At 57.6% G+C, this 21477-nt stretch carries 7 protein-coding genes and 1 tRNA gene (1 of these 8 cut by a window edge); 4 read left to right on the top strand and 4 right to left on the bottom strand.

The genetic code is table 11. The features are described 5' to 3' along the window. The first annotated feature begins 212 nt into the window (after positions 1-212). On the top strand, positions 213-671 hold the full coding sequence (locus tag ACILSR_RS10580) for a hypothetical protein (RefSeq protein ID WP_395749733.1): 459 nt from the start codon (positions 213-215) through the stop codon (positions 669-671). Between the two features lie 948 nt (positions 672-1619). Here ACILSR_RS10580 and ACILSR_RS10575 read toward each other — a convergent pair. From ACILSR_RS10575 to ACILSR_RS10565, 3 genes are all read right to left on the bottom strand, one after another. Beyond that, positions 1620-2075 carry a hypothetical protein gene (locus tag ACILSR_RS10575; RefSeq protein ID WP_395749732.1) on the bottom strand — a complete coding sequence of 152 codons (456 nt, stop codon included), beginning with the start codon at positions 2073-2075 and terminating at the stop codon, positions 1620-1622. Between the two features lie 682 nt (positions 2076-2757). Then, on the bottom strand, positions 2758-5976 hold the full coding sequence (locus ACILSR_RS10570; protein WP_395749731.1) for a tetratricopeptide repeat protein: 3219 nt from the start codon (positions 5974-5976) through the stop codon (positions 2758-2760). Positions 5977-5997: 21 nt separating this feature from the next. Continuing rightward, complete coding sequence (locus tag ACILSR_RS10565) at positions 5998-7215, bottom strand: AAA-like domain-containing protein (RefSeq protein ID WP_395749730.1); 1218 nt, start codon at positions 7213-7215, stop codon at positions 5998-6000. A gap of 756 nt (positions 7216-7971) precedes the next feature. Here ACILSR_RS10565 and ACILSR_RS10560 point away from each other — a divergent pair. Further along, entirely contained in the window at positions 7972-8796 is an 825-nt protein-coding gene (locus tag ACILSR_RS10560) for a hypothetical protein (RefSeq protein ID WP_395749729.1), read from the top strand. Positions 8797-9097: 301 nt separating this feature from the next. Here ACILSR_RS10560 and ACILSR_RS10555 read toward each other — a convergent pair whose 3' ends face one another. Beyond that, positions 9098-10543, bottom strand: a complete 1446-nt coding sequence (locus ACILSR_RS10555; RefSeq protein ID WP_395749728.1) for a Gfo/Idh/MocA family protein — start codon at positions 10541-10543, stop codon at positions 9098-9100. A gap of 127 nt (positions 10544-10670) precedes the next feature. Here ACILSR_RS10555 and ACILSR_RS10550 point away from each other — a divergent pair. Together ACILSR_RS10550 and ACILSR_RS10545 are read left to right on the top strand one after the other, a co-directional pair. After that, a tRNA-Arg gene (locus ACILSR_RS10550) sits at positions 10671-10742 on the top strand. 423 nt (positions 10743-11165) lie between these two features. Next, positions 11166-21477: the beginning of an autotransporter-associated beta strand repeat-containing protein gene (locus ACILSR_RS10545; RefSeq protein WP_395749727.1), read on the top strand. The gene runs 32450 nt beyond the window's last position; 10312 of the gene's 42762 nt are visible here — the first part of the coding sequence; it begins with the start codon at positions 11166-11168; its stop codon lies beyond the right edge, outside the window.

The raw sequence follows: 21477 nt of genomic DNA, 5'->3' as shown, positions 1-21477 counted from the left end.
TCCGATCCAAGATGCTCGCAAAGAGCCGGCGAACCTCCCTGTCCGAACCCGCCCCCGTAGGCTCCACTATAGGATTGACGTCCTCGACGGAATTGTTTTCCATCCCGCAGCCCGTCCAGTTTAATACACCACGAAACATAATGAGTGAATCGCCCAAGCCTCCACATCCCCTCGCTTCCATTGGAGGCCTCGCAGGAGCCGCCGCAGGCTGGATGTTTGCTGAATATACAGGTGCATTTGGCTGGATACCCATCGGAGCAGCGATTTTTTTGCTGATCGTTTTCGCCAAGACACCCCTGAAGCCCAGATGGTTTATGGGAGCGATCATCATGACCCTCGCTCACGTCATCTGGTTCGCCGTGGGCGGCGTCATCGCAGGCGAGTGGGCCGCTGTTATCGGCGACATTGCGCTCCTGCTCGTTCTATCAGTCCTGCTCTGGCTCCGTCCCGGCTGGTTTTCAGCCAGCCTGCTTGGATTGGGGCAGCTTGGCTCCCTGGCCTATAACGTCTATTTGATCATGGAGGTCCCGTTCGGTGATCCGGTTCACAGAGCCCTCACGGCCCATATTGTTCTTCGCTCGCTCGCCATCATTGCGCTCGTGATGGGCTTCATCAAGTATCGCAGAGAGGCAGCCCAGCCGCAGGCAGAGCTAGTTTCAGCGCAGACATAGACCAGTTCTCGAAAAGAGGGTCATTTTGACCGGCGAGCGCAGCGGCCCCAGTGGCAAGGCGGGAGCGCTGCCTGCTATTGGAACATAACAGGCAAGCGACCAACGCAGCCAATGGGGCTGCTCAGCCGTCCGGGCAATGTGACAAGATTTTTGAGAGCTGGTCAAAGCCCATGCGATTTGCAGTCCCGATGCTGCACCGCCAGCGGAAAAAACACCACCGTCGTATCACTCAGCAAAATCTTCACATTGGCCCCCTGGCTCGCCAGCGTCTGCTGAAGCAGTTCCGGATGGATGATTTCATAGCACGGCTGAAAGCCGAGCCTAGCCTGTCAAAATCCTCCCCAAACCGGCAACTAAAATGGGAGTATGTGGCACGCCTGGATGTAGCTCGATATTCCAATATCGAGTCCGCCCCGTCGCGGAATCCAAAGACCGCATCACTCCACCGCCTGCCAACGTAGGTAACGTGAGAATTGGCCGCTAAAGCACGGAAAGACAGAAACGACAATGAGCGCGTATTCCACGATCCAGAAACCCCGCGTGTTTTAGCTGAAATACCATTCTCTTGGCTCCTTCGCTCCGCCACACATCAGCCCCAAAGGGGCGGCATAAGGCAGCCCAGGGCAAACGAGCCTCGGCGAGTGCCGCCCTGGGTTTACCACCAGCCAATCGGAAAGCAAACCCACCACTTCGCCACATCCACCGCTCACCAGCAGCGTCTGCAAAACGCTCCGCCGCACTTGGGGAACTTTTTTCCTGCCCTCATACTCTGCCAAGGAAACAGCCCCCTGGGAGCGCGGCACTCCGATGCCGCCAAGCTCCGCCCCCGCACGCTGCCCCGCACCTCTCACGCCTGCCCTTAAAGCCCTGTTCCCGCACCACCCAGCACTCCGCAAAACACCAAACACCCCGCCCCGCCCCGCCCCGCCCCGACTCCGTAAACTTTCGTTATCTCCATTCTGTTTCTGAACACGTGCACGTGATCTTCGGGTGCTCTGCCAGTTTCAATCCTCTCTTAGCGCAGTCATTGGCGAACATCCGGTACATCGCCTGGTGCACCGGATAAAAGTCAAAGAACCGAGGCATCTGACAGCGGTCATAAATCGTGATCACACTGCCAGACGGCAGCTCTCCAAGGGCCTTCACAAAATCCGAATAATCACCGAACTCACGAACAGAATTTTTGCCTCTGTCCCCCAGCACAAACGTCGCTCCTTTTTCTCTGCTCCTGTAGAGCACCACTCCATAATCAGTCGTCAGCCGTGCCACATTCGGATTCCTCATGCCCGGACTGAAAACATGCAGAACCAGCGCACCCGAAGCATCGGCTGAACCAATGACCGGATCAGCAGGCTGCTTCTCCCGAAAGCTCCACACCAGCCCCGCCGCCAGAAGCGACAGCAATGCAGGAAGAAGGATCCGTCTTTTGTGTGTCATGGATCGAACAGGGAGGAGTGAGTGAGTCAGAACACCAGACAAGCATGACACTCCGTGAAGACCATGCATCCCCGAATTTTCATCACCGGCCTCACCGCAAATTCACAGACGGTTCGGCACCCCTGTAACAAGATCCCGCTCCGCTGTAACAGAATCCCGCCCCAACATAACAGAATCGCTTTCGCTCCTCCCCCAGCCCCAAAGGGGCGACATAAGGCAGCCCAGGGCAAACGAGCCTCGGCGAGTGCCGCCCTGGGTTATCGCAAGCAAATCGGGGAAGCAAACCCAGCACTTCGCAGCATCCACCAGTCACCAGCAGCGTCTGCAAAAAGCTCCGCCTCATCTGGGGGGCATTCTGCGCTCTCCCTCTCGGCTACCCCGCCTATCAGCATTGCCCCCTCACGCTAGCAGCCACCGCCCCTGATAGCTCACTCTTCCCAGCCGCCCATCCGCAAACTCCGGCAGCCCTCGCAGCCGCGACCAGATGGATCGAACCCGCTCATCAGAGTAAGCCTGGTGATACCGAATCTGCGCCCCTTCAGGAGTCACCAGCCCCGCCAGCGCATTCCCCTTGTAATCGTCCTCATAGCTAAGGCCTTGGGATTTGCATCCCGAACCCACCTTCTCTAGCGGCTTTGTAATTAAAACTTCAATGCTCGGCTCCGCTTTGAGTAATCAGTTTCAGACGCTTCTCGATTTGATCATAAAATAGTTCTGCCGCGGGCCGAACTTCGGGAGGGTAATTGAGCAGCAGCTGCTTGTCACCGGCCTTATGTGCTTCTAAAGCGGCAAACCATGGCATCATCCGGGTTTTGCCTCCTTGTTCCTCCAAAAGTGAAAGGAGTTTGGAGACAAAGCCGAGTTTGATCATCACCGCACTGGCGCGGAACCAGTCATCTTCCGAGTTTTTGGGGAAAGCTCCAAAGTCAATGACTGCCAAGGCTTCCAGCAGGGCCGCGCTTGCTAAGCCCCAGTTGTCGTCGTAGCACGCAAAGAGCGCCCGATGAAGAGCTTGCGAATCTTTCCACTGGTCCGGCTGCCGCAATTCCGCAAAGAGGCTTTTGGCACGATCCATGTCTCCAAGTGAGTCGCGAATGAGAAAGAGGTAATTGTGCCGAGCCTGATCAGTGTCAGGCTCGGCTTCCATTGCTGCTTCAAAATATTTTGTTGCTTCGTCAACATTGCCGAACACATCGTATTCGAGATTGCCTAGTGAATTCAACGCATTGGCACACTTTGGTTTAATCTCCAAAATTTTCAGCAGCTTCTTCTTTCCTTCCCCAATCCGCCCAAAATGCATGATGTCCGCCAATGCAAGCTGGTACCACGCTGATTCATTCTTGGGTTCCAATACAAGCACCTTTTCAAAGGCTTGAACCGCTTCTTCAGGACGTTGCAGCCGATGTAGAAGCAAAATGCCTAATGCTAACCAGGTTGCGATGTCATTTTCGTCAATTTCAATTGCCTTCCGGTATTGCTCCTCGGCGGCAGGGTAGTCATGCCTGCATTCGTGCAGCAGAAGCGCCAGATGGAATCGCGCGTCACCGGATCGGTTGTTGATCGAGATTGCTGTTCGGTAGCTAGTTTCAGCTCTGGCATAGTCCTTCAACTTATTTTGGTAAATGCTTCCGATGTTTATGTGAAACTTAGGGTCAAAGAGATCCAACGCAGCAGCCCTGCGAAACTCTTGAATGGCTTCCTTCCACTTTTCTTCACCTTCTTGGAACCACAAGCATGCAGCAAGGTTATTGGCAATAACTGAACTCCTTGGGTCGAGCTTCGCAGCTTTGCGGAGCCAAGTTACAGCATCAGGGAGCTGATTAAATCGTATTGCAAGCAACTGCCCATAATTCGAGCACATGTCAGCAGAATCGTCATTGATCGCCAGCGCTTTGGCATACGCATCCCTGGCTTCTTCAAACCGATCTGATTTATGATAAATTATAGCTAGCCCTTCCCATGCATAGCCAGTGCTCGCATCCTCATCCACGGCTGAGCGGTAAGCCTTTTCAGCAAGATCAAAGCTTTTGCACTCCTGAGCAACCGCTCCAATGCAAGCCCTAGCTCGGGCGTTTGGAGCTTGATCCAAGGAAGCCTCAATGCTTTTGACATCATCTGCATGTAGTTGTCCGTTGCGAAGTCTCTGGCTTAACCATGACAAAGCTTCATCGCCGACAGCCACAGCAAACTCATCCTTTTCCTCAAGCATTTCAACCAGTCGATCTACTGCAAGTGGTCGAGGATCATCCAACTGCGCGATAATGCTTCTACTCAGTCCTTTCTTTGAGAGAATTGAGGGTGATCCTAAAACCAGATCGGCAAACTTTTCCGGAGTCACTTTGGCCCTAGGCCCGACACTCTGCATCAGGCGTTCTCGCAGTGCGACAAAATTTAAGGCGCGACTATCCAATTTCTTTTCGTCTATCACACCTTCAAGATTTCCCTCGCCCTTTTTGACACGTGAAAGGAGGCTGATGTCGGCCAATAGAAGCAGATCGTCAAAAGCGCCGCCTTTGCCATCACCTACGCATTCGGCGAGAGCCCTGGCGACAACTGCTTGGTCCCAAGAAAGCGCATCCTTACACGAATACTGTCTGGCATGATGCTCCAGCTCTTCAGGCGTGTAGAGGCACTCCAGCCAGCGGGAGAGGCAGCGGATGCCTTCCCGCTCGCGTCGGCTGGAGGAACGCATGATAAGCCACATGCTGAAAAAGCGTTCGGTGATTTGGTAGCCTAGGCGCTTGCTGAAGCCTCCTGGTTTGTCTTTGGGCTTGTCGCGGCGATTGGGATCGAAGAGCTGCACCTTTTCGATGATGCCCTCCTGCTCCAGCCGCCCTAGCAGAGGGGAGACGGTGCCGCGGGGGAATCCGGTGATTTCAGTGATCTTATCTGCGGTGGCGGGAAACCAATGTCTGGCGAGACGTGCCACTAGTTTCTGACCCTGGTCAGAAAGCTGATCAAAGCGGGTTTGGAACAGAGGCGTGGTCTCGTCTAGCAGCGTTTCAAGATCGCGATAGATGCTTTCGGCAAATCCTTGAACACAGAGATGGTAAATGAGCAGGCAGGTGCGTGGATTGCCACCTGAGAGGTCACGCAGCGCAGCGATGCGCGGTAGTTCGCGCCACATGGCGCTGACGGCCTGCTGCTCTTGGTCGATTTCGGCCAGTCGCTTGATCATGTCCTGCACTTCTTCCATCGAAAGACGGTGCAGCAGTGTGGTCTGAAAGCCGTCATAAAAGGCCGCGTCGTAGTCGGAGATTTCATCAGGCGGTGTGACGCCTGCTCCGACAATGATCGGAGCGCCGTGGCGGGTGAAAAATCCGCGAAGTACATGGTCATGCTCTTTCAGGCGAGCAATCAGCAGATTGAAGTTGTCGATGAATAGCACGAGTCTCTTTCCTCCGCGCGTGATGGCTTCAGCAAAGCATTGCGCGGCTTCGCGCGCCCGCTCCTCTTCACTGGAGATTTTCTCCAAACGCCTGACTTCAAGGTCTATCTGCTCGACAGCACCGGTTTCTTGCATGGCCTCAAACGAGTCGGCCATGGAATCAAGGCAGTTCAGCCAGAACACTGATAGCCGGTCCACCTCGACGTACTGCTCCTCCCAGAAGGTCAGCGGGAGGAAATCGGGGTTTTTTTGTTTGAGTTCAAGCGCCAGCCTCATCAATAGAGTGGTCTTGCCCATCCCACGCTGGCCGATGATCAAATGATGGCGCGGGGCGGACGTCGTGCCCTGCTCGGCAATCTGTGCGTGTAGGCGTGCCAGGAGCGGTTTGCGCGCCACGTACAAGCGCTCAAGTTCATTCGGTTCCTGCCAGCGTGGATTGTAGCGGAAATGACGCATGGGGCTTTTGTCTGAGTCAGTCATGGTCGGGTGCAGGGTGAAGGCTCAATAAACGACGTGATTTTTCCAAAAGTCCCGCAGCAGGAAGGAGCGGAAGACCCATCGAGTGCCATCCTCACTATGCAGGTAGCCATCCCGCTGAAGGATGCTTAACAGCAAGACCAGTTCACGCTCCAGGGTCTCCACATCCCCCTCTGGCTGGCGTTTGATCATCAACTGCCGCAAGCGAGATTTGGACATGCCAGCAGGCTTCTGGCAGCAAGCTTTGAGGATTACATGTACTCTCTGGGTGACGGCTATGCCAAACTGTAGTTCCAATCGGCTGACCCAATGCCGAAACTGCACCTGCTTGTCTGACGATACCAGCACCGCAAAAGCAGCCTCCACATCGGCAGATGAAGGGAAATTCTTCGACCTCTGCCTAGGCGGGATGGCCTGCATTTCGTCCACCATCAACTTCAGATAGAACGGAAGCGCCCAGCCGACGCGACCCACCACTTCTGCGGCCACGTCATCCGGCATCGCAAACGCCTCCACTCCGAGTCTGGCACGCAGTTTCACAAACTCGATCGCTATGGGACCTTCAAAAGGTCCAAGCTTTTCAGGCTTTAGATCATTGATGGTGCCTGCAAGTCCACGCTGCTCTACAAAGGTGTCTAACCCGATGGAGCCGCAGAGCAGCCAACGGACATGCCTCAAATTTGGAGCGTTCCGGAGCTTCCTGAACCAGTGAAGAATATGCGCTGCACGGGCTTCACCATTTGTTTCCTTGCAGAGCTTCGACAGGAAAATCGGCATTTCATCAAGACATAGCATGAACTTTTCAGCCTTCTCTGTGAGGGAGGTAATCAGCAGATCAAAACAGCGTTCTACTTCTGAAAGCGCGTCCTCCACTTCTGGATTGAACTTCAACTCTACGCTCTGCCCCTCCGCCGTGTATTTCAAACCAGGTAACAACCTGCGTAAAGCCGTGCCAGCCTCCATGAGGGTGTTAACAGCACCTTTGCTCGCACCGACTTTTGTCAGCATCTTGGCCAGTTCATTGAGGAAATCAGCTTCGTCTTTGGCGTCCTGGACATCTCCATAAGCTGTCCTCCACCCCTGTGAATGCGCCCAGTCCAGAAGCATGTAGGCCAGTTCCGTTTTTCCGACACGGCGTGGGGCTGAAATCAGGATGTTCTGGCCTCGTGAAAGCAGGTCCTGAAAGTGTCGCTGCTCCCACTGGCGGTCATAGAAATCGCGTGACGAATAAATTCTATCCATAGTTTATTATGGACCGATTCAAAAGAGAATCAATTCAAAAAAGAATCAAATTATAAAATTAAGGTCTTCTCCTTCACTTGCTCAGAACATGCCAAATCCCAGAAAATGGGGCTATAAAATCGGTGGAAGGAGAGGCCAAGGTGCAAATAATCGAATGCTTCTTTGCTGATAATCCAGCCTGAAAAATGCCGAGTGATTTCGCACATGGCCCAAACCTTTGGCTTCTCTGAGACCTGCCCGCGCGCCCACTCAAATATTGGAGACACGAGATCTCCCCGCCCCATCGTCTCCCAAACGCCCCCTCAGCTCAACCAACACAGCTCACCCGCTCCCACTAGCGGCCAGATTTCTCGCAACCCAGAGTCGTTTCAGCCTAAAAACGAGAATAGATGGCCTGCCGACCACTCGGAATACTCGGGATAGTGCTTTCCCAGCCGACCACTCCAAAGGTAAGCAATCAAGGTTTGGGGCTTTGTCTGATTTTCCGTTTGTTCCGTGTATTCCGTAGGCTGCCATCTCCGTTCCTAGGTTCAGTCGCCTGTCTCGTCTCTTCCCGGCTCCGCAGCCCTACAATCTCATAGCAGGCTCAGACGTCCCACCCTCGTCCCTCCATCGGCCTCAACCCAAAGCCCACCAGAACCCCATTCCCCGGACACACCGAAGCCGAGCGCCACTTTTTAGATGGCAGGCCATTCACCCACGCTTTAGCTTTCCTTTCGCGCGACGACCACCCTCAAAAGGAAAGGTGCCACCCCAATGAAACACATTCCCGTTGTTTTCTTTCTCCTGCTGGGGGCCAGTCCGGCCTTCGCTGCCGATCCACCGACCGCCTTCGCGACCATCCAGTTCGATTCCGATTTCAAATACCCCGCCTACGCCTCAAGCCTGATCTACAAAGGCCGCGAAGTCGAGGAGCTCACCTTGCAATTCATCGCCAGCAAACCACCCCTCTTCAAACTCCAGGCCTGGCGCCCCGGCGACCCCAAACGCACCGATCTCGTCACCGAAGTCGGCAAAAAATTCGGCGGTCTCCGCAGTTTCACCCTCTTAAAACACACCGCCATTCAAGGCTTCTCCCAAGGACAGCCCGCCGATCTGTCCGAACTCGAGCTGCGCGAAGAAGGCACCGGCAAACGCATCGTCCTCCGCAAAGGCGCCGCCACCACCCTCCCAGCTTCATTTGCCCGCTTCGCCCCCACTGCCACTACCGCCAACTCCTCAGCCCTGAGGATCAAGGAGGGTACGACCTTCCTTTTCCCAAACCACCCCGAAGCCCCCGCAGAGCTCATAGCCGTTCTGCATGACCGCGTGCGTGTCAGATGCGAAGAGAAAGACTTCGATCTCGTCCTGGATGTCGAAGGCTGTGAAAACCTGCGTGTCTATGGCGGCGTCCAGAAGAAGGCAGGAGAGTGGACTCTGCGATCCGTCTACGCCGATGTCCCCAAAGATCTCCTCTTGGATCGCTCCGGCAAAAAGAGCCCTTTCCCATTGGGAGTCCCTTCCAACCTCCAATACAAAAGCTCCGGCTTCGACATCATCGTCGGCAAGGTGATTGCAGGTCCAAAATGCATCACGGAATAGGCGGAAAGAATCGGGCCAGGCAAAAAAAATGAATCAGGGCATCCTCCGTCCCCCCACTTTTGCCGAATCCGACACACAACTCCGCCAAAAGCGTTCCCCAAAACTCACCAAAATCGACCCCTCAAACGGCCCCTTTTTTGCCGAATCCGACACACAACTCCCCTCCAAACCACGCCCCCAGTCACCCAAACACAGCGTCCGCACTTCCCCTCAACAGCCCCCAAAGTGCCGCACGAACCCAAAAAGCGGCAGCAGGTCGCCCTGCTGCCGCTGAAGTAGTTAAAGGTGCCAAAAGGTCCGATCAGGACTTCCACCCAGCCCGATAGGACGGACGGGTGATGAACTTGTTCGGAGCCTCCACATTCGTCACCTTCATCGCCGACTTGTCCCACTGCACCGTCTGCTGCGCCCGGATCGCCAGATTCCCCAGCAGCACGAACTCCGTCAGAGGAGCCGAGTAGTCAAAGTTGGAGGAGGGCAGCCCCCCGTTCACGATGTGGTGCGCCCACTCACCCTGCGGATTGTCCGGCATCACACTCCGGGTCTCCGTCTGCTTGATCTTGCCCGCCTTCATGTCCTCCCGCACCTGCTTGTACTTCTCCAGCGGGTAGATGACCGGGCTCTTGCAATACGCATCTCCTTCAAACACAACGCCATCCGTGCCGATGAACATCATCCCGCTCGTCGCCTTTTTGAACGTCTCTTCCGGAATGTCCGGATGACGCTCCGGCTTGTTCGGCACACCATCCTTCTCCCCATCGTGCCACGAAACCGTCAGGGCAGGGTGCTTGCCCGCAGGCATATGATAAACCAGCTTGCTCCACATCGGCGCATTCAGGTCCGTAATGGGACCACTTTCCGCCTCGATCTTCTCCGGAATCAACTGACCCAGAATGCTAAAGGAAGAGTCCATGATGTGGCAACCCATGTCTCCCAGCGCGCCCGAGCCAAACTGCCACCACCCACGCCAGTTAAACGGAGCCGGCCCCGGGCTGCGCTGCTTCTTCTTGGCCGTCACCGGGTCCAGATCGAACTCAAAGTAGGGCTCAGAAGGCTCACAGGACAGCCAGAGATCCCAGTCCAGGTTGGCCGGGCACTCCACCAGCTTCTTTTTAATAGGCCCCTGAGGCCAGATCGGCCGGTTCGTCCACAGGCGGATTTCCTTCAAAGTTCCAATGGCACCCTGCTCGATCCACTCCTTCGCCATGCGCTGTCCTTCCATTGTACGCCCTTGGTTGCCCATCTGCGTCACGATTTTCGCCTCTTTGGCAGCCCTGTGGAGGTCTCTCACTTCTGAGATGTAGTTGCACAGCGGTTTCTGCACACAGACATGCTTGCCATGCTTGATGGCATGCATGGCAGCCAGATAGTGGGTGTGGTCCGGCGTGGAGACGATGACCCCGTCGATCTGGTTGCTCATCTCATCGAACATCTTGCGGAAGTCCTGGTACAGCTTCGGCGCCGGCGGGGCGGGTTGGGACGAGTCAAGATGGTGCTTTTCGCGCTTTTTCGCAGCCTCTTCGAGTCGTTTGGTGTCCACATCCACCATGGCCACGATGTTGTGGTTCAGCGTCACCATGCCCGTGTCGGCCAGCCCCTTACCGTTGGCCCCGATCTGGACCAGGTTCAGGCGCTTGGCCGAGGCGTCCTGGCCGCGGAGGAGAAGGTTGGGACCAGTGAAGGCGCCTGCGGCAAAGCCTGCGGTGGTGGAGAGAAAGCGGCGGCGGGAGAAGGCTGGGGTGCTCATGAAGGGCGGTTGGGTAGAGTGCGGGAGCGGGTAACGCCAAAGCAAAGAAGATGTTGCAACCCCTTGCAAGCTTCATTCCGCTGTTGAATGCTGCCCCGGTCCGGTCAAAACGTGCCGGTATCCGTTTGTCCCCGTAGTTCAATGGATAGAACGAGGGTTTCCTAAACTCTAGATACAGGTTCGATTCCTGTCGGGGATACGGCAGAGGGGTGGTTAAAGAAAGATCTAGCCGAATCTGATTTTTCTTTGATAGAAAACCAGTCGCTCGAAAGCCTCTAGACAAACGTCCCTATTTTGCGCCTCAATACTAGGTTATTATTTGATGTCGCTCGTTTGCCTATTTGAAATGTAACTTACTTATTCACAATGGGTTACATTTTTTTTGCGAAAGAACAAAAAACTTTTGTGCGTAAGGGGTCCCTGTGTTTTGATACAAAGACTACCTTTAGATGCCACCAATCACTGACTGCTCTCGATATGAGAAAGCATTAGACGCGTCCTTCTTCCCGAAGGGACGCGCTGATGCTTCGCTGCATTTTTTGACCTGAGAGCACCCGTGTTGACCACCCATTTTTGACCTATGAAGACGTTACGCCACCACCGCCAACTTATCGGATGGTTCATGATTTGCCTCCTGGCAACATGGCTGCCAATCTCCGCCCGAGGTGCTGTGGTATTTTACGATGGATACGATGGTCCATGGGACACCACGACGACCCAGTGGAACAGCAGCTCCACCACGTGGACCAATGGCAATAACATTGCCAGTTTCACAACTCCGGCGGCGGGACTTGTGAGCTTGAGCGAGGCGATCACCGCAGGCGGGCTGATCTTTGGGCTGGATGGCTTTCGGATTGATGGTGGCGCGGACCCGGTGAACAACACACTCACGCTCGTCGCACCCTCTGGACTGAATGCCGCGACGATCAATGTCTCGAGCTTTGCCCGGGCGACGATGGATGTGCTTCTTGCGGGCACCTCCGGCTTCACGAAGACTGGCAACGGCACGCTGCGGCTCTCCAACAACAACAACACGATTTCAGGAGATATTGTGATCAACGGGGGCAATCTGGTCATCACGAATTCTGCCCAGCTTGGAACGGGCACCACGACGATCTCCGTCAATGGGGTGGCCCAGACGGGGAATCCTGGTTTCAGTGGTGGCAGCCTCGTCCTGATGGGAAATACCTCTGGTGCGGGGATGACTCTCAACCGCGACATCAGCATAACTGGACGTGGTCCCGGCGCGGTCAACTCCAGCGGCGGACTGGTCAGTGTGGGCAACAACACCATTGCAGGTGACCTCGTAGTGGGCAGCACAGGCTCCGAAGGCCGAGTGCTGGCGACGCCGGGCATCACGGTGGTGACGGGCAATGTTCAACTTGCGACGGGCGCTGGCAGCGGGTTTTATGGCAATGGCAACTGGATCATTTCCGGGCAGGTGACCGGCTTTGACTCCGGGCAGGACCGCTTCTTCAAGACGGGCAACGTTCTTGGCACCACCCTGTGGCTGCAAAACAACAGCAACAATTTCGCGCAGACCCTGCGTCTGGATTCAGGAACGATCCGTGTTTCAGCGAACGGAGCCCTGGGAACAAACATCACCAACATCGCGCTGGACTTCAACAACGGCGCCCTGGAAGTGCACAGCGATGCGCCGGATTTTAACACCCGCAATCTCAGGGTGCGTGACAACACAGGCGGCACCATTTTTGTGGACCATGCGCTTGGCGGTTCGACGGTGCTGAATCAAACAGTGGCCTTCAACAACGCCATCGGCAGCGGCAACGTGACCTTCACGATCAACGGCCGCAATGGCTATGGCGCGAGTTTTGCCAGTGAGGGCATCACCGGTGCGGGCATTGGAAACGGGACAACGACCATCAACAACAACGGCAACGGCCTTGTGAGCATTCTCGGTGCCACTATGTGGAATGACACGGACACTGGTGGGGCGCGGACTCTGAACCTTCAAGGCAACGGAGACATGCTCGTCGCCGGCAACATCATCGCCCCGGGCAATGCTTCGTTCCAGCATGTGGTGACAAAGGCAGGGACCGGCATCCTGACCCTGCAGGGGACGGCTTCAAATTTTACAGGTTCGGCAAACCTGAATGCCGGCACCACTTCCATCAACTCCATCGGGGCCCTCAATGCGGCAGCCTCCAGCGGCCGCGTCGTCTTCAGCGGCGGTGCGTTGAACTATCTTGGCACTGCGGGAACAGGCGCCGGGGAGACGTGGAACAAGATTTTGCTGATGAATGCGACCAACAGCATTCTCACGGCCAACCAGACGGGCACAACGCCATCTGCGCTGGCCATCGCCAGCAACATTGGAACGAATGGCACTGGTGCCAGAAACCTGGTGCTTGGTGGTGCAAGCAACCTGACCAACGAGATCCAGGGAATTGTGGTCAACAACAATGCTGCGGCCGCCGTTTTCAAATTTGACTCAGGCACATGGCAGATCAAAACCCCCTCGACGAGCGCCGCAACCATTGGCACGGCCAATTCGAGCTTCGCCATCAACGCGAATGCGACGGCATCCCAGGTGGTCACCACGACCAGCACTGCGGGGTTGGTTGTTGGCCAGCCGATTTCGGGTGGCAGCATTCCTGTCGGCACGGTCATTTCCCAGATCATCAGCAGCACCCAGTTCGCCATCAGCCAGTCAACGGCGGTTCCTGCAACGGTCAGCATCGGCACCGTGACAGGGGCCACGGCTCCGCTGAGCGTGACGGCCAACACTGCCAACTTGCTCACCGTCGCCACCACGGCCGGTCTGGTGATTGGTCAGTCCATCTCCGGACCGGGCATGCCAGCGGGCTCCGGCTGGTATATCAGCGCCGTCAATTCTGGCACCACTTTCACTGTAGCCAACACCACCGGCGCAGCCAGTCTGGCCAACAGCGCTGCGGTGGGAACCCAGACGCCTATTGCGAGCCCCAGCTTCGCCGGAACGTTGACCATCGGAGGTGGCACGGTGGCCATCAATCCGACTTCGGGCACTGCCGATACGGTCAACAACAGCTCCGGGGTGACGTTTGCGGCCGATACGATCCGTAACAACGGGTATGCGGGTGGCACGCTGAATTACAAGGCATTCAGCACAGGCAGTTCTGAGACTCTGGGCATTCTTTCCGTCACGGCGGGTGCCGGCACGGTTCAGATCACCCCGACGGCGGGCACCAACAACCTGACGTTTGGATCGATCGTGGCACCTTCGCTGGGGACGGGATTGAATTTTGTGGTGCCAACCACTCCTGGCAGCAGCAGTGTGACCTTGCTGGCGGCCCCCGCTGTTGGATTGCTCAATGCCCACGCCTACTACAATGGTTCGGACTTCGCCTACAATCCCGCGACCACGAACTCCGTTCTCCGCGCACCGATTTACGGTTCGGATGCCAATTTCGTAACTTCCTCCACGGCTCTGACCATAGGTGCTGCTCAGAACAATGAGATCACCGGCAGCATCAGCAGTGCTGGAGGTTCCATCAGTTCGTTGAAAATCAATGGTTCGCAGGTGCTGACTCTCACCGGCCTGCTGACGGTCGGAGGGGCTACGGGCGGTGGCATCCTTCAGGCTGGTGGTTCAGGCACCATTGCTGGCACCGGAGTGACGACGGCATCAGCCGGAGATCTGGTGGTCCGGGTCGATGGCAGTGGCAATACTCTGACCCTGTCCGCTCCCATCAATGCGAGCACCACCGGCGGTCTGACCAAAAATGGCAACGGTACTCTGACGCTCAGCGGTGCCAATGCGCAGACGGGCACCACGACGATCAATGAAGGCACGATTCAGCTTTCTGGAACTGGAACCTTGAGCGGTGCCAACCGCCCGCTGACGATCCGCCAGGCGGGTGTGTTTGACCTGAACGGGGTCAATTCCGGGCTGGCGATTGGTGCTCTCAACGGTGCTGGTGTCATCACCAACTCTGCCGCAACGACAGCCGCCACGGTGACGGTTGGGAATGGCGTCACCGCCAACACAAACAGCGTCTTTTCCGGCACCATTCAGAACCCTAACGGGGCCGGTGGGGCATTGACGAACGTCACGGTAACGGGAGCACCCACATCTGGGCAGGTCGTCAACCAAGCCCTGACCGGACTCAACACCTACACTGGCGTCACCACCATTTCGAACACGGGTGCCGGGAGTGTGGTGCTGCAGGCGACGAGCCTGGCCAATGGTGGAGTGGCCAGCAGCATTGGTGCATCCAGCAGCGCGGCCGGCAACCTTGTCTTCAATGGTGGTATTCTGCAGTACACCGGAGCGAACGGACAGATTTACCAGGTCACCCAGACGCCTTCCGTCAGCACCAACCGACTTTTTACCCTGGCTGGCAATGGCACGATCCAATCCTCCGGCCAGTATGGCAATGCTGCACTTGCAGGTGGAGCGCAGAACAATGCGACGCTCATCTTCAGCAACACGGGCGACGTGGGCTTCAGCGGTGCTGGCGCACGCACGCTGACCCTGGGCGGGAACTCCACAGGCGACAACACCTTCAGCATTCATCTCGTCAACAACCCCAACGCCAGTGAGGCTTTGAGCCTGACCAAGGCGGACGGCGGACTTTGGATCCTCGCTCCTTCCTCGGCCAACTCCTACAGCGGACCGACGACCATCCTCAGTGGTCAGCTCCAGGCGGCTGACGGCACCGGGCTTTCCAGCAGCAGCGCGCTGCGTCTTGCCGGCGGGGTGTTCCAGAGTTCAGGCACGTTTACACGTGACATCGGAACGGGTGCGGGGCAGGTGGCCTGGACGGATGCCGCGGGCACGGCCACCAATCAAAACGGTGGATTTGCGGCGAGCAACTCCAAGCTCACGGTCAATCTTGGCGGTAATCTGACTCCTTCGACGATTCAGTGGGGGACAGGCGGCATTGGAAATGGTACTGGCACGCTCATTCTTAGTTCGGCCACTGCCTGGGCTGACGTCGAAATCGTCAACGGCATCGATCTCAACAATGGCAATCGCTCCATTCAGGTGGACGACAATGGCAACACCGGTTTGGATTTTGCCACCATTTCCGGCGTTATCAGCAACAGCACGGGCACGGGCCAGCTAACCAAGACCGGCAGCGGCACCCTGATTATCGGCAATGACAACACGTACAACGGCAACACCAACCTGACGAATGGCTCACTCGTGGTGACTTCGATCGGAAGCAGCAGCGGCACCGTCTCCAGCAGCCTTGGAGCCAGCGGTGGCACCCTCAATCTGGGAAGCGGCACAAACACCGTGAACCTGTTCTACGTGGGGGCCGGTGAAACTTCCGATCGTCCGATCGCATTCACCTCTGCCGCGGCCACCTTGCGCATCGACTCCTCCGGCGGTGGTGCGCTGGTGCTGGGCAACATCACCAACTCGGCCACCGGCGCGGTCACACTGGAACTTCGTGGTACCAACACGGAGGGCAACATGGTCACCTCCCAGCTGACCAACAGCGGCTCGAATGTGCTTACGGTGACCAAGGCTGACGGTGGTGTGTGGATTCTCAACCCCACGTTTGGGCCGAACTCTTTCACGGGCAACCTCAACGTCACCAGCGGATTGATGGGAGTGACCTCGGACGGCATTGGAACCGCGGCGGGGATTGGCCTCAACAACGGCGGTATTTTTGCCTATGGAGGCGATCTTACCACGACCACCCCTGTCTTCGGGAACAACTCGACGGGTGTTTTTGCGGGGCAGAATGCGATCACCGTCAATGCCAACGTCACCAAGACGGCAGGGAACAACCAGTGGACTTTGAGCAACAATCTGGAAGGCGGAAAATTGCTGACGATCAATGGCAATTTTGTGAATGCTGAGGCCGGCACCACGGCTGCAACCCAGACCATCAGCATCCGCGGTTACGGTTCGACGTTCTGGAACGGAGCCATCACTGAGAATGCGGCCGCTGGCGGCAAAATCGCTTGGAACATCGCCATTGACTCCAATGCGATATTTACGACATCGGGAGCTCCAAACGCCTACTCCGGGGGCACCACTCTGACGGACGGCATCCTCGTCATCGACAAATCCGGGGCTTCCTCGGGTGCGCTGGGGACGGGAGCCTTTGCGTTCAACGGAGGCACGCTGCGCACCACCTTTAGCGGTGGTCTCGTGGGTGCGGATGCGATCACGAATGCGATCCAGCTTAACAACTCACCGCCCAAGGTGGACGGCACGGAGTCGATCCAGTTTAGCGGGGCAGTCACGATGGCGGCCAGCCGCAACCTGCAAAACGAAATGACCGGTGGAGCGCAACTGATCCTTTCGGGGACCGTCACCAACTCCGCAGCGGCTACGCTGACGATTTTCGGAGCGGGGGACACTCTGATCAGCGGGGCGGTCACCACGGGCACCGGTGCACAGGGACTGCAGTACGCGGGCACTGGCACGCTGACCTTGACCGGTGTGAACAATGCGGCGGGTGCCCTGACCGTCAGCCGTGGACTCACCACGGTTTCAGGCGCCAATGGTGCCTGGACGGCCGGCACATTCGCCCTGAATGCAGGGGGAACGCTCGCGCTCGACAACAGCGTGACGAACAACAACAACCGTATGTTTGACACCGGTACCGTCACCTTCAACGGCGGCACGCTCCAGCTCATCGGCAACGGCACGACGGAGACCGCGGGTGCGGTGACGGTCAACACGATCATGGGAACGATCCAGATGTCGGGAACGGGCGTCAACACGTTGACCTTTGCTTCGATCAACCTTGCCAACACCGGTTCCTCGCTGGATCTCAGCAGCATCACCGGCCTGGGCAGCAGCAACAAGGTGCTCTTTACGACGAGCACAGGACTCAACGTGACCAGCAACATCGTTCCCCGTGTCTTCATCGGCGGAACGGATTTTGCCACCTATGGCGCCAATGGTCTGACGGCCCTCGCCGCCGGCTCTTACAACAGTGGCAACAATCTGAACAGTGCGGCGGCGGCGGACACGCTGAACCTGACGGCAAATGCGACCATCAGCAACAACCGTACGGTCAACGCCATCAAGATCAACGGCACCGGCCTGGTGCTGGGCAGCGCGAACGGCAATACGCTGACGCTGACCAGCGGGGGGCTGCTCAACACGGGTGGCAACAACACCCTGGCCCAGTCGAACATCGCCCTCGCGGCCAACACGGGTTACTTCCAGGTGCAATCCGGCACGACGCTCGAGGTGACCGGCTCGATCACCGGCACCGGCAGCTTTGCCTCTGCGCTGGGAGGCACGCTGGTGTTATCGGCTCCGCAGTATTTCAGCGGCACGACCAACATCCTGGGTGGTACGCTGAAACTTAACGGTGGAACGAACACCATCTTCCCGAGCGTCGGTGTGTTGAACATCGGAGTGGGAGCCACGCTGGACTTGAATGGCAACACTCAGTATGTGGGACAGCTGCAGGGCGCAGGCACGCTTCCCGGCACTGCGGGGACTGTGAACAGCAGCACTGGAACTGGCACGCTGGTGACCAACATGAACGCTGCCAACACAAACTTCGCGGGCGTGATCGACGGCGCCAATGTCAATCTCGTGCGTATCGGCGGCAACACGCTGACTCTGGCCGCCGCACAGACCTATGGTGGTGCGACGATCATGATGGGTGGGGCGCTGGCCCTGGAAAACGACGCGACACTGCTCAACACCTCGAGTGTCGTCCTGAACTACGCCACGCTTTCCCTGAACAACAACTCCAACCTGCAAACCCAGATCAATGATCGTGTTGGCAACTCCATCCCCATTACGCTCCGTGGCGGCAATGTCACGGTGAACGGCCGCCTGACCACAAACGCCACGGAAACGATGGGCGCAGTGACGGCGGCGCAGGGTGCCAACACCATCGCCGCCAATACCGGGGGTGGCACGATCACCGGGCTGGACGTCACTTTTGCGAGCCTGACTCGTTCCCCAGGTGCCACGATCAACTTTACCGGCACCAATCTGGGCAACGAAGGCAACAGCGCGCGCATCTATTTCACCAACCCGCCGACCACCTATGCCTCGGGGGTTCTTGGCGGATGGGCGATCGCCAATACGACTGACTATGCCGCCTACAATACGGCCAATGGCATCGGAGTGGTGGGCAACGGTGGCTACGCTGGTTACAGCGCAGGCTTTGGCAGTGGCAATGTCACGGACCTGGGAACGCTCGCGACTGCACCGCTCAACACCACGCTCTCCAGCCCCACCACCACGGCGGCGCTGCTGCGCCTCAGCGGAAACTTCACCAACAACATCACTTTCTCCAACGGCAACAATGTGCTGAACCTGGAGCTGGGCGGCATTCTGCGCAGCAACAACGTCTTTGACTCCAGCATCGGCACCAGCGCCGTTCGCGGGGTGGTCACCGCAGGCGGCACTGAGACGAGCGGTGTGCGCGAGCTGGTCATCTACAACAACTCGACCGGCAGCCCGACCTTTACCACGCCGAACTCCACCGGAGTCGGCATCAATGCAGGTACGAACATCATCACGATGAATTCGACCATCGGCATCCAGCCCGGCATGACGCTGACGAACGCCAACCTGCCGGCAGGGACGACGGTTCTTTCCGTGGACAGCTTTACGCAGATAACGGTCAGCCAGAACGCGACCGGCACTGCCACCAACCAAACACTGACTGGTGGTGCCTTTGTCAGTGGAACGACCACCCTGGGTTCGACGGCCATCACGATGAATTCCACCGTGGGAATCGCCCCCGGAATGACTTTGACCGGCACCAATATTCCTTCGGGCGTTTATGTGGTTTCCGTGGACAGCCCCACACAGGTCACGCTCAGCCAGCCGGCCACAGCCACGGGATCTGCCATCACATTCACCGCCGGTGTCAGCAACCTGATCGTCAATTCCGTGATTGCGGACAATGGCGCGGGGAACTCGGTCATGCTGGTGAAGTCTGGGGCGGGTGTCTTGAATCTCTCCGCCAACAACACCTACACGGGCGGCACGGTCATCAACCAGGGAACGCTCAACCTCGTTGGCACTGGCACGGTGCTGCCGGCGGGTGGCGTCACACTGAGCGGTGCCACGCTGGTGGTGAACACGGCGGTCAATCAGATCAACTCGAGCAACACGGTGACGCTGAACGGCAGCTCGACCCTCACCTTCAACACCGCCTTTGCGGTGGCCAACACACTCAACAGCCTGGTCTTTAACAACAACGGCGGCACCAGCAACCCCGTGGTGAACATTCCATCCGGTGGCATTCTGGCCCTGACAAGCTCGACGCCGATCACGGTGACCACCAGCAATGCGCTGACCGTGCCGACCGTCTCCGGCGGCTTCCTTTCTCTCAGCAGCGGGGCCAACACGATCAATGTGGGGGCGATCCAGTCTGCCGGGCAGACCTACACGAACATCGGTTCGGCGCTGAACATCAGTTCCGCCATCATCGGATCTGGAAGCATTTCGAAGACCGGCAATGGCGTGCTGCAGCTCAGCGGCCAGAATACTTTCACGGGTGGTGTGAACCTGATGGGAGGCGGCCTTCTGCTCGCGGCCAGCAGCAATCCCGCACCAAGCGCCACCGGGGTGTTCTCAGGCCCGCTCGGCCAGGGCACGCTGACCGCTGCTGACGGCACCTGGATCGTGGCCACGGGAACCCAGACCGTTCAGAACGCGGTGAACTTCGCGGCCGTCACCAGCGGCCTCCAGTTCTACAACCAAAGCAACGCGGCATCGACCCTGACCCTGAACGGAGCGATCACCCTGCCGAACGGTGCGGTGGTCATCAACGTCAATCACCCATTGCTGACGGTGAACCTGGGATCGGCGACCAACGCCGGCTCCATCACCTCCATCACGAAAAACGGCCTGGGCGCGCTCAACATCGGTCTTGATGGCTACACCGGCTCCCTGACCATGAACGGCAGCAACACCTTTGGCCTGCTGATGGACGGCAACGGTTCAGGAGTTGCGGACACGCTGACCTACAGCGGGTCGATCACATTTACCGGCTTCCCGAACATCACGGTGGGCCGCTCAGGCGCGTTGGTGCCGTATTCCCAGGCCGCAAACAAGATCATCAATGCGACCAATTTTGCCACGCCTTCAGCGCTGGGCGACGGCTTGAACCTCACCCCGGTGAATGGTTACGGATTGCAGATTTCCCAGGCGTTCACGGTCAACTCTGGCGCGATCTTCAACGTCGGCGGCGCCGCCACAGCCTCCAACGTTACGCAGGGATTGAATCTCAGCGGTGAGTTGACGGGTTCCACAGGATTTACCAAGACAGGGAACGGCACCCTCGTTCTGAGCGGAGACAACAGCGCGACTTTGACCGGGACGGTCACGATTGGGCAAGGGGTACTCTCCGTGAGCGCCAACAACCAGCTGGGCAACGCCGCCAACCAGGTGACGATCAATGCCACGACAGGCACCGCCACGCTGCGCGCGACAGGAAGCTTCAGCACCGGCCGCACGCTGAATTTCAACAACGCCACCGCGACCAACAACATTCTTGAAGTATCGGACGGCAGCACCCTCACCATCAGCGGCACCAACACCCTGGTGAACGCTGTCGGCTTCGTGAAGCAGGAAAACGGCATCCTCGACATCACGGGCAATCAGAATTTCGTGGGTTCCATCACGGTGAATGCTGGTGCTGTCAGACTCAGCACCGCCAGCGCGCTGGGAACTGGTTCCATCACTGTGGCTCCGCAGATCGGTGCGGCCATTCAGCTCAACGGCGTGAGCGTATCGAATGCACTGAACCTTAACACCTCTACAACAACGAACGTAGCAAGAGGGGGCATCAACTTTGGCGGGCAGCTGCAGGCGATTGCAGGCACCAATACCACCACGGGTGTGGTGCGGATGGACGCCGACTCTGCGATTGGAGCTGACGCCGGGGCCACTCTCAACATCAACGGCACGATCAACAACACCACCACCACTGCGCGCGCGCTGGTGTTCAACGCGGCCGGCACGATCAACCTCAACAGCAACG

Origin of the sequence: Prosthecobacter sp., assembly GCF_044222565.1 — a bacterium.
In the GTDB taxonomy this organism is placed as follows: Bacteria; Verrucomicrobiota; Verrucomicrobiia; order Verrucomicrobiales; family Verrucomicrobiaceae; genus Prosthecobacter.
This window is presented reverse-complemented; position numbering and strand designations above follow the sequence as displayed.